Consider the following 14,293-nt stretch of genomic DNA (forward strand, 5'->3'; position numbering starts at 1 on the left):
GGGGGTTGCGGCGCGGGTGGGCGAGCAGGGGCGGGGCGCGCCGATGGGCACGGGCCCGCGGTACGTGGGGGGACGCAGGGCCTCTCGTGGGCGGCGGCGCCCCGCCCCTGCCGGACGGGACGGGTCAGCTGGCCAGCTGGTCAGGTGGCCCGGTGCGTGGACGTGCCCTCCCGCCACGCGGCGGGGAGGTACGAGCTCGCGGTCCCGTCCTCCTGATCGCCGTCCCCCGCGGGAGCGGCGGCGTTCAGGGCGTCGAGGACGGCGCCGTAGGCCTCCTTCTTCTGGTAGTTGGTGTCGAACAGCAGCGGCGTGTCATCCGCGCGCCACGAGTACTTGTCCGTGAAGCCCCAGATGGTGATCCCGGCGCATCCCTGGACGGCGACGCAGGCCTCGGTGACCGTGCGGTACGCGTTGGCCTGGGCGCTGCCGGAGCCGCCGATGTCCAGCTCGGTGATCTGCACCTCGACGCCGAGGTCGGCGAAGCGCTGCAGGTTCTGCTGGTAGCTGCTGAGGTCGGAGTTGGAGTCCAGGTGGCTCTGGAAGCCGACGCAGTCGATGGGCACGCCGCGGGCCAGGAAGTCCTCGACCATCCGGTAGATGCCGTCGCTCTTGGCGTTGATGCCGTCGGTGCCGTAGTCGTTGTAGCAGAGCGTGGCGTCGGGGTCGGCGGCGTCGGCGGCCCGGAACGCCTCCTCGATCCAGCCGTCGCCCAGCTGCTGCTGGAGGTTGGACTGCCGGCGGCTGCCGTCCCATTCGAACGCCTCGTTGACCACGTCCCAGGAGTCGATCTGGCCGGCGAAGTGGCCCGCGACTCCGTCGATGTGATCGAGCATCGCCTGGCGCAGGCTGTCGCCCGTCAGGCCCTGGACCCAGCCCGGCTGCTGGGCGTGCCAGACCAGGGTGTGGCCCCGCACCTCCATGCCCTGGCTCTGCGCGTGTTCGACGAGCCGGTCGCCGCCGCTGAAGTTGAACTGGCCCTGGCTGGGCTCGGTGGCGTCCCATTTCATGTCGTTCTCGGCGACGACGCTGTTGAACTCCTGGTTCAGCGTGGCGGCGTAGTCCGCCTCGCCGAGCAGATGAGGGCCGATGGCGGTGCCGAAGTAGCGGCCGCTCTCGGCCGCGGCGGCGCCGAGCGTGTCGGCGGCCCGGGCGGTGCCGGAGAAGGCGATGACACCGGTCGCCGCCAGGCCGACGGTCGCCACGGCGGCGACCGACGCCCGGACGCGACGGCGCCCGCGTGGTGTGGGGGAACTGCTGGTCAAGGACACGGAGAACTCCATGGCGGCTCGGCCGGAAGGCCCAACCCACGTGAACAACGCCTGTCCTGGCGTCCGGTCAGCTTGTGTGGGGGGAGCCTCACCGGAACAACAACGGATGGTGCGCGAACTGTGGTGCACGGCCCGCGGCCTGTGGGGCGGACGCAAACCGACTCAGCCAGTCTCGTTCGATATGGAGAACGTTGACCGACCTACCAGACGCCCACAGCATCACAGACGGCACCCGGGGTCCGTCAAGAGTCGCACCATGTTTTCTTTCGGTTGACGATGCGAAAATATTCGAGACGCGAATCAGGCTGCGGCAGCGGCGGACGGGAGACACCCACCAGTGGCGGATGGTGGGACCGCCGGGGCGCCGCGCCTGTTCCGCCGCCCGGCGGGGCACGGCCGACCCGACACCTCCGCATCCCACCGTGGGCGGGCGTTCAGTGCTTAGTTTCCGCCGCTGCCTCGAAAGGTTGCCGCACGGCCCGAGTTTTTTTCCTCCAGGCCGACATACCGACCAGCGACCCGCGGGGACACCGGGGCGCGAGCGGTCGACTCGTTCGCCGGTCAGGTCGAAAACCGGGACCACCGAAGGGCCGCGGTCCCCGCTGCCGCGGGCACTCCGCGTCTCAGGCGTCGCCGACGGGCGGTCTGACCGCCCACCCGTCAGGAACCGGGGGCGGGACCCGGATCGGGTTCCGCCCCCGGACCGTCCGTCGACGGCGCGGGCCACGCGGGACCGGGGGATGCGTGTCGTCGCATCGGCGCCCGCCGGCCAAACGCCGGGACGGGGCTAGAACTGCGTGATGAACTCCCACGCGGCTGCCGGCACCCAGGTCCGGGAGCCGCTGTCGCCGGGGGCGCCGTCCTGGGGAGCGGCGATGTGTCCTCCGTCGAACGCGGCCCAGACGACCGGGTGGTCGGCCGAGCATCCGGAGTAGGTCGTGGTCACGTGCGTCAGGCTGCCCGGTGCCGGCTCGGGTGTGTCCTGGGCGGTGCAGCCGTTGTTCCTGACGAACGTGTCACGCAGCGACTCCCCGCTTCCTATGTTGTCGCCGGTGCCGTGCACGCCCATGTAGCGACGGGCTGGGTGCCGCCGGCGCATCCGCTGAGCTGTCCGGGGGAGGACTGGACCACGACCGCGCGGAAGACGTCGGGACGGGAGCAGGCCAGCGAGTAGCTCATGGCGCCGCCGTAGCTGAACCCGATGGAGAAGCGTTGCTCCGTGTTGACGCACAGGTCCGACTCCAGGAGGCGGAGGATGTCATCGATGAAGGTGACGTCCTGGCCGCCGGAGTTGGCCCAGCCGTTGTCGATGCCCTGGGGTGCGACGAAGATGGTGCTGCTGTTCGCCAGCCGCTGGAGCCCGTAGTAGGCCCAGGTGCCGGTCTCCACGGTCCGGCCCGTGGCGACGTCCTCGGCGGTGCCGCCCCACCAGTGCAGTCCGAGGACCAACCGGTAGGGGTGGTTGGGGTCGTAGTTGTCGGGGAGGTCCAGGATGAACGTGCGGGACTGCCCGCCGCTCTGGATCGTGTGGGTGCCGTCCCGCAGCGTGGGGTTCTGGCCGCACGCCGCGGTCGCTGTGGGGGTCGCGATCTCCGTGGCCGCCGGGGCGTCGCCGGAGGCGCTGCTCACCGCCGGGCTCGCCGCGGCCAGGACGAGAACCGCCGCGGCCACGATCGAGCCGAAAGGGACCTACGCTTCGCCATCGCGCAACTCCCTCTCTCGCTGAAGTACCGACATCGACTGCTCCTTCATCGGGGTGGGGGGAGCGTCGGTCGGCACGGACGTGCCTGACGACGCCTCCCGAGACGGGTCGCACCGCTGGACCACCCCGCGGCATCGTCTGTCGCCCTCAGACGTCCGGCACCGTGATGCCGGCGAGGGGACCGCACCGGAACGGAAGAGTGGTACGCGTGCTGTCGTGCCGCGGCCGGATGGGCAACACAGGCCGCGCGACCCTCCCCGTCGTTCGACATAACGGACGATGACCGGGCCGTCAGACACGCATCCTAGAGAGTCGACGGGGGCGTCAACCGTTCTGGCATCAATTTTCGAATCAGTCACCGAAAATATTAAGGGTGGCGGCGTCCGAGACCGCGAGGACCCTGGCGACGAGGGGCATTGACACCCCGTCACTCGCCTCCTATTTTTCGTTCGAACCTGAGAACTTCGTTCGACATACCGCATATCGCGGACGCTCCTGAACGCCGGATCCGGCGCCGCGTGGCTCCGGGCCCGCCCCAGAGTCCCACCCGGGAGGCGCTCAGGCGTGCGCAACCCCGAAAACGAGTCGAACCCGGAGGGCCTCATGTCATCTCTCCACAACCGTCGCACGTTCCTGGGAGCGCTGGGCACCGTCGGCGCCGCGACCACCCTGCGGGGCGCCCTGGACCTCCGCTTCGCGCCATCCGCGGCGGCGGACATCCCCGGCCCCAGCAGCTACTCCCCTTCCTGGCAGTCCGTGGACCAGCACCCGCCCGCGGCCGAGTGGTTCCAGGACGCCAAGTTCGGCATCTACTTCCACTGGGGCGTCTTCAGCGTCCCCGCCTTCGCCAACGAGTGGTACCCCCGCAACATGTACAACCCCGGCTCCGGGGAGAACGCCCATCACATCGCCACCTACGGCGAGCCCGCGCAGTGGCCGTACCACAACTTCATCAACGGGGCCCGGGACCGGGCGGGCAACTTCGTGCAGTTCGCACCCAAGCTCCGCTCCGCCGGCGGGAACTTCGACCCGGCGGAGTGGGCCCAGCTCTTCGCCGACGCGGGGGCGAGGTTCGCCGGACCGGTCGCCGAGCATCACGACGGATTCTCGATGTGGAACAGCTCGGTCAACGAGTGGAACTCCGTCGACAAGGGCCCGCGCCTGGACCTGGTGGGGCTGCACGCCGAGGCCATCAGGGCCAAGGGCCTGAAGTTCATGGTGTCCCTGCACCACGCCTTCAACTTCACCGGCTTCTACCAGTGGGCCCCCGCCCAGTCCGACCCGTCGCTGCGCATGCTCTACGGACAGCTCGACGCCGCGACGGAGCACCAGCTCTGGTACGACAAGCTCAGGGAGGTCATCGACGGCTACCAGCCCGACCTCGTCTGGCAGGACTTCGACCTGTCCAAGATCCCCGAGAACCACCGGCTGAACTTCCTGGCGTACTACTACAACCAGGCCGTCGCCTGGGACCGCGAGGTCGTCGCGACCTACAAGGACGGCTTCAACACCAGGGGCGAGGTCCTCGACTTCGAGCGCGGCGGCCCCGGCGACATCCTGACGCCGTACTGGCTCACGGACGACAGCATCTCCAGCTCCAGCTGGTGCTACACCAACGGCATCGGCTACTACTCGCTGCCCGCGATGCTGCACTCGTTGATCGACCGGGTCAGCAAGAACGGCACCGTGCTGCTCAACATCGCCCCCATGGCGGACGGCACGATCCCCGCGGGCCAGCGCTCGATCCTGCTGGGCATCGGCGACTACCTCAGGCGGTTCGGCGAGTCGGTCTACGCCACGCGCGCCTGGACCGCCTACGGCGAGGGCCCGACGCAGATGGGCGGCGGCTCGTTCGTCACCCCGATCGCCGGCACCAACCGCGACATCCGGTTCACCCGCAACAAGGCCAACACCGTGCTGTACGCCACGGTCCTGGGCTGGCCGGGCGCGACGCTGAGCATCTCCACCCTCGCCTCCGGCCGCATCAACCTCGGCACGCTCACCGGCGTCCAGTTGCTGGGCGCCACCGCCGGCGACTACGTCAACCTGCCCGACCGCAACCAGAACGGCAGCGGGCTGCACGTCACCCTGCCCTCCGCCGCCCCGTTCAACGCACCCGCGTACGTGGTGAAGCTGACGTTCTCCGGACAGATCCCGTCGCTGAGCGCGCCCGCCCTGCCCACCGGTTGGGCACGCATCTCCAACGTCACCAACCAACTGGCCCTCGACAGCGGCGGAAACGTCGCCTCCGGCGCCGTCGTCAAGCAGTGGTCCTACGACGGAAGCACGAACCTGCACTGGCAGCTGGTCGACCTCGGCGCCGGATACCACCGCATCGTCAACCGCACCAACGGCATGGTCGTGGACAGTTGGGGCAACGCCACCAGCGGCGCGGACGCACGTCAGGCGCCGTGGAACGGCGGCAACAACCAGCAGTGGCGACTCGTCAGCGTCGGCACCGGCCGCTACCAGATCGTCAACCGCGGGACTGGCACCGCCCTCGACGGCCGCGGCGCCGTCGCCTCCGGGTCGACGGCGGGGCTGTGGGCTCCCGACGGCAGCACCAACCTCCAGTGGACCATCACCGCCGTGTGATCGTCGTCGCTCCCTCCAGGGTGAGGCGGAGCACGGGAGCGGCGGTCCCGCAGAAGCGGGCCCGCGCCTGCGCCGCGTCGGCTCGCCCGGGCTCGCCGCCGTCGCCGGGCAGGTAGTTGGCGAAGCCGACGACGCGGAGATCGTCGAGCACGAGCCAGGCGTAGGCCTGGTCGGGCCGGGTGGCCGGGTTCCGCAGGACGAGTCCCGAGCCGTTGAGGGGTTCGTAGGGGCCCGCCAACTCGGGCGCCACGAAGCCGTAGAGACCGGTCGGCGCGCTGCCCGGCGGGTGGAAGGAGCGGCGGCCGGTGGAGAAGAAGAGGTAGTACCGCGACCGGTGCACGACGACGTGCGGTCGTTCGATCTCGTGGTTGACGCCGTCGGCCACGAGGAGGGGCGGGAGGAGGTCCCAGCCGTCGGGAGTGGCGCGGGCCAGGGCGACGGCGCCCATGAAGTGGTCGCGGCCCGGGACGGAGGCGGCGACGAGGAGGTGGTCGCGGCCGTCGGCGGGGTCGCGGAACCAGCCGGGATCCCGGAACGCCCTGATCCGTCCGGGGCCGCCGTCGCTCTCGTCGGCGGGGAGGTAGTGGTGGTCGTCGGAGCGCAGGAGCACGCGGTGCTCGACGTGGCGTTCGAGCCGGGCGGCGCCTCCGTCGGTGGTCAGCCTCGGACGGGCCTCGACGACGCTCTGCCGGAACGTTCGCCGCGCCTCGCCGCGTTCGCCGGCGGCGGTGTAGAAGACCGACACGGTGCCGTCGGGGCGACGCACCGCGGACCCGGACCATTCGCGGCTGCCCAACGACGCGCCGTCGGGGAAGACGTCCCCGAGATCGGTCCAGACACCGTCGGCGTGCGCGAGCAGCCGGAGGCGGGCCCGGTCGTGCCGGTCCTCGGGGTGGCCGACCGCGGGTGCGGAGAGGGCCATCCAGAGCTCGGCGCCCTCGACGACGGTCGGTGAGCCGTCGGTCTCCTGGACCGGCCAGAGGTCCCAGACGTCGTGGTGCGGCAGCACGCGGGGCGGCGCGGTGCGGATGGCGGGTGCGGTGGTGGCCTCAGCGTCGACGAGCCGGTCGAGGTGGTGTCGGGTCCATCGGGCGGGGCGGATGGTGCTCACTCCTCCCCCGCCGCGTCCGGGAGGCGGGTGTCACGGTGCGTCGACATGGTGGGTCAGCCCTTCAGGGAGCCCTGCAGCAGGGCGGAGACGAAACGGCGCTGGAAGGCGAGGAAGACGGCCAGCGTGGGGGCGAGGATCAGCAGGGAGCCGGCGCACAGGAGCGGAATGTCCGTTCCCCACTGGCCCTGGAAGGCGCCCAGGGCGCCGGCCATGGTGCGTTGCGCCGGGTCGTCCACCAGCACGATGGCGAGCAGGAACTGGTTCCACGTCCACAGGAACAGCAGGATCGCGAGGGACGAGAGCGCGGGCATGGCGAGGGGCACGTGGACGCGCCAGAACAGCTGCCACAGGTTGGCGCCGTCGATCCGGGCGGCCTCGGAGAGGTCCGCGGGCACGTTGATGAAGTGGGCGCGCATCCAGAAGACGGCGAAGGGCATGAAGAGCCCGATGAGCGGCAGGATGATCGCCCACCTGGTGTTGAGCAGACCCATGTCGCGCACCAGGTAGTACAGCGGCGTGATGATGCCCTCGAACGGGAGGGTCAGGCCGAGCACGAACAGCAGGAACACCAGGTGGCGTCCGGCCATCCGCAGGTGGCCGAGGGCGAAGCCGGCCGTGGTGGCCAGCAGCAGCGAGATCGGCACCACGCCGAGCACGATGAGCACGCTCGACCACAGCAGCTCGCCCATGTGGGCCGCCCGGAACGCGTCGGCGAAGTTGCCCCACTGCGGATCCTCCGGCCACTCCAGCCCTGCCGGATAGCTCCCCGAGGGGTGCAGCGCGGTGACGAACAGGCTGACGAACGGCACCACCGTCACCAGCATCAGCAGGACCAGGAACAGCCGTCCGGTCCACGCCTCGCGACGTCCGACGATCATGACTCCTCCCGGGTGAGCCGCTGGATGGGGAGAACGCAGAGGAGGACGAGGGCCATGAGGACCACCGCGAGCGCCGAGGCCACGCCCACCTCCCGGTCGGAGAACGCCTGGTAGTAGATCTCCAGCCCGGGGACCATCGTCGCGTTGCCCGGGCCGCCCTGGGTGGCGACGTAGACGATGTCGAAGCTGGCGAGGGCGGCGATGACCGTGACGGTGACGCAGACGCCGATCTCCTGCCGCAGGCTGGGCACGGTGATGGAGAAGAACTCGCGCAGCGGCCCGGCGCCGTCGATCCGCGCGGCCTCGTAGAGCGCCGGGTCGATCTTGCTCATGCCGGCGAGGAGCAGCAACGTGCACAGGCCGAGGAGCACCCAGGCGCCGATCACGCCGACGGCCGGCAGCGCGGTGCCGAAGTCGCCCAGCCAGGCCCGGGTCACGCCGCCCAGGCCGACGGCCGACAGCAGCTGGTTGACTAGGCCGTTCGAGGCGAGCAGCCAGCTCCACGTGATGCCCGCGGCGACGAGCGGGATGACCTGCGGGACGAACAGCACGGTCCGGGCGACGCCGGCGAGCCGGCTGGTGGCGATGCCTCGGATCGTGGCGGCGATCGCCAGACCCAGCAGGACCGGGATGGCGCTGAAGAAGACGATCAGCTCGAAGGCGTTGACGATCGTGCCGGACAGTTCGGGATCGCTGAAGACCCTGGTGTAGTTGTCGAGCCCGACCCAGGTGGAGGGGCCGATGCCGTCCCATTCGTAGAGCGAGTACTCGAACGTCAGGAACATCGGCCACAGCACGAACACGGCGTAGACCGCCAGGGCCGGGGCGGTGAACGCCCATCCGACCCACCAGCGGGTGTGCAGCCCGGCCCGCCGGGCGGGGCTCTTCGCGCGGGATCGCGGCGCCGGTCGGGCGGTGGTGCGTGCGACGGCCGGGTCAGGCGTCTGCCGTGCCAACGATCTCAGCTCCCGACCTGGCTCTCGTACTCGCTCTGGACCGCCCGGAGCAGCCCTTCCGGGGTCTGCTCGCCGGCGAAGAGCGACTGGAGCTGCGGGGTCCAGCCCTTGGCGTAGATCGATCCTGTGGCGTTGGCGATGAAGTCCATGGCGCCGTCGTCCTCGGCGATCCGGGCGCCGGCCGCGAGCGTCTGCGCGGTGACGGTGCCCTCGTCCGTTTCGGGGAGGTGGCCGTCGGGGGGTCCCATGGGGTGCGATCCGCCGACCTCCACGGCGATCTCGCGGGCGCGCTCGTTGGTCGCCACCCAGTCGAGGAAGAACGCCGCGTGGTCCGCGTGCTCCGCGTTCGCGCTGATGCCGAACGTCAGGGGCGCCGACATGGTGGCGAGCTTGCCGCCCTCCTCCGCGGACGGCATCAGGAAGAAGCCGGCGTCGCCGGCCATCGTCTGGTCGAGGTTGCCGGACTCCCAGTCGCCGTTGAACATCAGCAGGGCGGAGCCGTCCAGGAACCTGCTCATCATCTTGGCGTAGTCCATGGCGTTGGCGTCCTGGTCGAAGTAGCCCGCCGTGATCCACTGCTCCAGGTGCCGCGCCGCCCGCAGGTTCGACTCCGTGTCGATGGTGGCGCCGGGCTTCTGGAAGATCCAGTCGTTGATCGGTCCCGGCGGCCCGTACGCCGCCATCAGGTTCTGCAGCGGGAACGCGAACCCGCCGGTGGCGCCGCCGTTGAACTGGACGATCGGGGTGATGCCGGCGCGCCTGGCCCGGTCGAGCGCGTCGTCCAGCTCGGCGAGCGTGGTCGGCGGGGACGTCATCCCTATTCGGTCGGCGAGCGTCCTGTTGTAGAAGACGCCGGTCATGCTGAAGTTCAGGCCGAGCGCGTACAGCGACCCCTCGCCGCGCGGCCGACCGCCCTCGCCCAGCCGGAGCTGCTCCAGTTGGGAGGGGGGCCACGCGTCCCAGCCGAACACCTCCGCGTATCCGTCGAGGTTCATCAGCAGGCCGTCCTTCACCAGCTCGGAGACCTGCGGAAGCCGCATGAGGTCCGGCGGGTCGTCGGCCAACACCCTGGGGGCGTTCTGGGTGATCACCGCGAACTGGTCCTCGCGGATGTCCCAGGTGACGTTCGGGAACTGCCGGGTGAACTCGTCCGTGAGCGCCTTCGGCATGGGGAACCCGGTCTCGAAGTAGCCCGTCATCGTGACCGGCTCGGTCCCGATGGTCGGTGCCTTCGTCGGGGACGGACCGGCGTCCGCCGGCTGTGCCTCGTCGCTTCCCGGACCGCCACAGCCGGCGGCCAACGTCCCTGCCGCGGCGAGGAATCCCAGCGCGACCTCACGGCGGCTGAAAGAACGCGTCATCGCGCACCTCTGTAGATTGTGGGCTGACCGGCGCCGAGTGGCCGAGACCGGTTGCTAACTCGTGTTAGCGCCGGTTAGTGTTACGCCCGCGCTGGCTGGTGTCAAGGTTTCTCGTCTGACTCGATACGTTGGAGGTCGCCCCGGTGAGCCGAGGTCGGGTAACCATGGCGGACGTCGCCAGGGCGGCGGGCGTCTCGCGCTCCACGGCGTCCCTGGTGCTCTCCGGGCGCGGACGTGAGCTGCGGATATCCCAGAGCGTCCAGCAGCGCGTGCTCGAGGCCGCCGAGGAGTTGCAGTACCGGCCCGACATCGTCTCCGTCGCCCTGCGCACCGGCACCACCCGGACCATCGGCTTCGTCTCGGACACCGTCGCGACGACGCGACTGGCCGGTGACATGATCAAGGGGGCGCTGGAGGCCGCGCGCGAACGGGGCGTGATGCTCTTCATCGGTGAGACCGAGGGCGAGCCCGACCTCGAGAGCGGCCTGCTGCAGGCCATGCACGACCGCCGGGTCGACGGGATCATCTTCGCCTCGATGTTCACCCGGAGGATCCGGGTTCCCAAGGCGCTCACCGCAGGTCCGGCCGTCCTGCTCAACGCGCTCCCCGCCCGGTCCTCCCCGCTGTCCTCGGTCGTGCCCGACGAGGTCGAGGCGGGTCGCGCCGCGGCCCGGGTGCTGCTGGAGGCCGGCCACCGCGAGGGCATCCACCTGATCGGCGCCGGCCCCGGCGTGCGCGACGTGCCTCCCGGGACCGTCGCCGGGGTGGAGCGGATCACCGGCATCCGCGACGCGTTCAGCCAGGCCGGGGCCACGGTCGCCAGCGGCCGGGTGTGCCCCGACTGGCAACCCGAGTACGGGTACGAGGCGACCAGCGACCTTCTGGAAAAGGACCGGCCGCGCGCCCTGATCTGCCTCAACGACCGCATCGCCCTCGGCGCCTACCAGGCGCTCGACGCCGCCGGGTTGCGGGTCCCCGACGACGTCTCGGTCGTCTCCTTCGACGACCACCCCATCGCGACCTGGATCCGCCCCAAGCTCACCACCGTCGCGCTCCCCCACTACGACCTCGGCCGCAAGGCCGTCGACGTGCTGTTCGAGGAGATCGAGGAGCACCGCGAGGGGGCCGACCGCGTCAGCCGGACCCACCGCGTTCCGATGCCGGTGCGGGACCGCGAGTCCGTGGCCGCGCCCGGCGCCTGACGGCTCGGGCGGCGCCGTCCCCCACCCCGAACGGCCCGCGCGGCGGCCCCGATTCCGAGCGTCGAACATCTTGACACCCACGGGAGTGGGCGTGAAACTCCCTGGCTAACACGATTTAGCTACCGATCGACGGCTGGCCGGGCGCCTCGCTCCTCGGATTCCCGTCGGATGGACGGAGGGCCCCATGCCGACTCGTCGCCTCGCTACCGTGCTCGCCGCCGCAGGACTCGTCGGTGCGCTGATCGCGCCGGCGTCGGCCGCGGCCCGCCCGGCCCGGGGTCCGGGCACCGGCGTCCAGGGCGTCACGGCGATCACGGACGTCTACACCTACGGCCAGAAGGTCGCGGCCGTGGCCGTCGAGTACTCCGCGATCGTCAACCCGCGGACGCTCGACCCCGACACGTTCACGGTGACCGACAGCGTCTACAACTTCCGGTACAACCCGATCGAGGACCTCGACGAGATCGCCGACCGCACGGTCACGAGGGTGTACACGAACGACGAGATCGGCACCAACCCCGACGGCCGGTCCCGGCCCGGACGGTACGTCATCGTCGAGCTGGCGCCGACGGACCCGGGCGGCAACACCGTCATGGTCTCCCGGTGCCCCACGGCGCTCTGCACGGTGAAGGTCAACCCGGACCTGCCGACCGAGGTCGTCCAGAACGAGAACGTCTACGCCCGCCCCGGCCACGGCGCCGGCCACGGAAGGCTCCTCGCCCGCGGCTCGTCCACCAGCCATCCGCTGACCGGCGAGACGGTGAACCCGTTGGTCGACGACTTCGCGCAGGACACCTACCTCAGGGGCGGGATGGTGCTGCCCTACGCGTACCACCTGCCCGAGGACTACGACCCGAACCGGGCGTACCCCCTGGTCGTCATCCTCCCCGGGCACGGCATGGGCTGGGACGGCGACAACCTGGGAGTCCAACTCGCCGCCGACATCCCGGCCACCGCCTGGCTGCGTCCGGACCGGACGGGAACCGACGAGGACGTCATCGTCCTCGCACCGCAGAACCAACGGGTCGGGGCCCCGGCCGAGGCGGCCCTCATGGTCGCGCTCGTCGAGGACTTCATGGACTCCCACGCCGTCGACCCGGACCGCGTCTACGCCTCCACCGTCTCCTACGGCTCCACCCTCGCGTGGGAGGCCATGGCCACCCGCCCCGGCCTCTTCACCGCCGCGCTCGTCACCGGCGGCTTCCGCGTCAGCGCCGACCAGGCGACGCGCATCGCCGCGGACCGGACGCCCGTCTGGATCACCCACGGCACCAACGACCACCTGCTCCCCGTGGCCTACGGACGCGACTCCGCCGACCTGCTGCGCGACGCGTACGTCGCCGCCGGCGTGGACCCGGCCGAGGCGGAGGACCTCGTCCGCTACACCGAGTACGCCAACGACGCCTTCTCCGAGCCGGACTACCACGCCGCCTTCGGACCCAGCTACGAGGACGCCTCCATCCTGCGATGGCTCCTCGACCGCTGAGGACTCACCAACCGGCTGTCCGGATGCCCTCCACCGCCGGCGGCCGGTCCGTGGTGCGGGTGACCGGGAGCGTTCTGCCGTCCTCCGCCGCGTCGAGCAGCGTCAGCATGGTGTCCAGGACGTGCTCCGCGAGTTCCGCCGTGGCGAGGTGGGGGCGGCCGGTGTGGAGGGCGTCGGCCAGGTCGGCGAGGCCGACGCCGCGCCGTCCGGGCTCGTAGCCGGCGGAGTACGGAAGGAGTTGCCAGGAGCCGCCGCGGCTGAGCGCCGGGGAACCGTCGAACCGGTTGGGGTCCGGCAGGGACAGGGTGCCCGTCGTCCCGTAGATCTCGATCCAGGGGAGCCGAGCGGCGCGGACGTCGAAGCTCATCACCAGCGTGGTCAGCGCTCCGCCGTCGTGTTCCAGCACGCCGGTGACGTGCGTGTCGACGTGGACGGGGAACCGCGTCCGGGACCGGGGGCCGTTGGCGATGCTGCGTTCCCGGCGGGGTCGGGAGGCCGCGCCCGTCACTCGGGTCACCGGCCCCAGCACGTGCACCAGCGAGGACAGGTAGTAGGGGCCCATGTCGAGGAGCGGCCCGCCGCCCGGCTGGTAGTAGAACTCCGGGTTGGGGTGCCAGGCCTCGTGGCCGACACTGGTCATGAAGGCGGTGGCGGCGACGGGCGTGCCGATCAGCCCGTCGTCCACCGCCTTGCGCGCCGTCTGGGTGCCGGTCCCCAACACGGTGTCCGGCGCGCACGCCAGTCTTCGGCCGGCCTTCCTGGCCTCCTCGACCAGGTCGGCGGCGTCCTCCCGGGAGACCGCGAGCGGCTTCTCGCTGTAGACGTGCTTCCCCGCCCGCAGGGCCTCCCGGGTGATCGCGGCGTGGTCCGCGGGGAGCGTGAGGTTGAGGACGGCGTCGACGTCGTCCCGTTCCAGCAGCTCCGTGAAGGTGTTCGCGACGGCGACGGCGTCACCGGCGCGTTCGGCCAGGCCGAGGGCGCGGTCGACGTACAGGTCGGTGACCGCGTTGATCCGGAAACCGTCCAGCGCCCGGAGCGTGGACACGTAGGCACCGCTGATCACCCCGGCGCCGATGATGCCCAGGTTCAGTGGATCGCCCACGGCAGGCTCCTTCCTGGTGGTGCGGCGTCGTGATGTCCGGACGGCTTTCGGGGACACGCCGCGCTACCGGGCGTGGAGCTCGTAGGAGATCCCGGCCTCGGTGTCGAGGGTGACCAGGGTGCCCTTCGTCCTCCGCACGGGCACGTTCCTCCCGTCCACCGTCACCGTCATCGGGACGCTCGTGCGTACGGCGACGGTGTGGGCGTGGTGGGTGTGGAGGGTGGCGTGGGTGATCTCGCCGTTGTCCCAGGTGATGTCGATGGTGTCGCCGCCGCGGGCGCGTAGTCCGGTGACGGTGCCGTTGGGGAGTTCGGGTGGGAGGGCGGGCAGGAGATGGATGTCGTTGGTGTGGGACTGGAGGAGCCATTCGGTGATGCCGGCGGTGGCGCCGAAGTTGCCGTCGATCTGGAACGGCGGGTGCAGGCAGAACAGGTTCGGAGCGGTGCGGTCGGGGGTGAGCTGGTCGCGCAGCAGCTTGTAGGACCGGCCGCCGTCCGCGAGCCGCGCCCAGAAGTTGATCTTCCAGGCGAGGGACCAGCCGGTGCCGGCGTCGCCGCGTCGTTCCAGGGTGACCCGGGCGGCCTGGGCCAGCTCGGGGGTGCCGGTGGGGGTGATCTGGTTGCTGGGGTGCA

Annotated in this window: 12 protein-coding genes; 3 read left to right on the forward strand and 9 right to left on the reverse strand. The window is 70.9% G+C overall.

Annotated elements, in window-relative coordinates:
- Positions 1-140: 140 nt before the first annotated feature.
- From ABGB06_RS12485 to ABGB06_RS12495, 3 genes are all read right to left on the reverse strand, one after another.
- Positions 141-1,268: an endo-1,4-beta-xylanase gene (locus ABGB06_RS12485; RefSeq protein ID WP_347588357.1), complete on the reverse strand. Its 1,128-nt coding sequence runs from the start codon at positions 1,266-1,268 to the stop codon at positions 141-143.
- A 787-nt stretch (positions 1,269-2,055) separates the two neighbouring features.
- The gene (locus ABGB06_RS12490; protein ID WP_347588358.1) at positions 2,056-2,337 is read right to left on the reverse strand and encodes a hypothetical protein; all 282 of its coding nucleotides are present in this window, start codon (positions 2,335-2,337) and stop codon (positions 2,056-2,058) included.
- Complete coding sequence (locus ABGB06_RS12495) at positions 2,307-2,939, reverse strand: hypothetical protein (RefSeq protein ID WP_347588360.1); 633 nt, start codon at positions 2,937-2,939, stop codon at positions 2,307-2,309. The genes ABGB06_RS12490 and ABGB06_RS12495 overlap by 31 nt, the downstream gene beginning before the upstream one ends.
- 634 nt (positions 2,940-3,573) lie before the next feature.
- Between ABGB06_RS12495 and ABGB06_RS12500 the strand changes: the two genes are divergently transcribed.
- Entirely contained in the window at positions 3,574-5,565 is a 1,992-nt protein-coding gene (locus tag ABGB06_RS12500; RefSeq protein WP_347588361.1) for an alpha-L-fucosidase, read from the forward strand.
- On the opposite strand, the gene ABGB06_RS12505 is transcribed toward ABGB06_RS12500, so the two are convergent.
- From ABGB06_RS12505 to ABGB06_RS12520, 4 genes are read right to left on the reverse strand one after another with little or no spacing between them, the layout of a single operon-like run.
- Entirely contained in the window at positions 5,552-6,676 is a 1,125-nt protein-coding gene (locus ABGB06_RS12505) for a glycoside hydrolase family 68 protein (RefSeq protein WP_347588362.1), read from the reverse strand. The genes ABGB06_RS12500 and ABGB06_RS12505 overlap by 14 nt on opposite strands.
- A 53-nt stretch (positions 6,677-6,729) precedes the next feature.
- Positions 6,730-7,554 carry a carbohydrate ABC transporter permease gene (locus ABGB06_RS12510; RefSeq protein WP_347588364.1) on the reverse strand — a complete coding sequence of 275 codons (825 nt, stop codon included), beginning with the start codon at positions 7,552-7,554 and terminating at the stop codon, positions 6,730-6,732.
- On the reverse strand, positions 7,551-8,510 hold the full coding sequence (locus ABGB06_RS12515) for a sugar ABC transporter permease (protein ID WP_347588366.1): 960 nt from the start codon (positions 8,508-8,510) through the stop codon (positions 7,551-7,553). Before ABGB06_RS12515 ends, ABGB06_RS12510 begins: the two co-directional genes overlap by 4 nt.
- 5 nt (positions 8,511-8,515) lie before the next feature.
- On the reverse strand, positions 8,516-9,871 hold the full coding sequence (locus ABGB06_RS12520) for an extracellular solute-binding protein (RefSeq protein ID WP_347588368.1): 1,356 nt from the start codon (positions 9,869-9,871) through the stop codon (positions 8,516-8,518).
- A gap of 164 nt (positions 9,872-10,035) precedes the next feature.
- Between ABGB06_RS12520 and ABGB06_RS12525 the strand changes: the two genes are divergently transcribed.
- Together ABGB06_RS12525 and ABGB06_RS12530 are read left to right on the forward strand one after the other, a co-directional pair.
- A complete protein-coding gene (locus tag ABGB06_RS12525; protein WP_347588370.1) occupies positions 10,036-11,073 on the forward strand; it encodes a LacI family DNA-binding transcriptional regulator in 1,038 nt (345 codons plus the stop codon).
- 184 nt (positions 11,074-11,257) lie between these two features.
- Positions 11,258-12,559: a PHB depolymerase family esterase gene (locus ABGB06_RS12530; RefSeq protein ID WP_347588371.1), complete on the forward strand. Its 1,302-nt coding sequence runs from the start codon at positions 11,258-11,260 to the stop codon at positions 12,557-12,559.
- A 4-nt stretch (positions 12,560-12,563) separates the two neighbouring features.
- Here ABGB06_RS12530 and ABGB06_RS12535 read toward each other — a convergent pair whose 3' ends face one another.
- Together ABGB06_RS12535 and ABGB06_RS12540 are read right to left on the reverse strand one after the other, a co-directional pair.
- Entirely contained in the window at positions 12,564-13,661 is a 1,098-nt protein-coding gene (locus tag ABGB06_RS12535) for a Gfo/Idh/MocA family oxidoreductase (RefSeq protein WP_347588373.1), read from the reverse strand.
- A gap of 63 nt (positions 13,662-13,724) precedes the next feature.
- A partial coding sequence (locus tag ABGB06_RS12540; protein ID WP_347588375.1) for a glycoside hydrolase family 95-like protein occupies positions 13,725-14,293 on the reverse strand: 569 nt, incomplete at its 5' end.

Origin of the sequence: Streptomyces sp. B6B3 (assembly GCF_039871525.1) — a bacterium.
Taxonomy (GTDB): Bacteria; Actinomycetota; Actinomycetes; order Streptomycetales; family Streptomycetaceae; genus Streptomyces.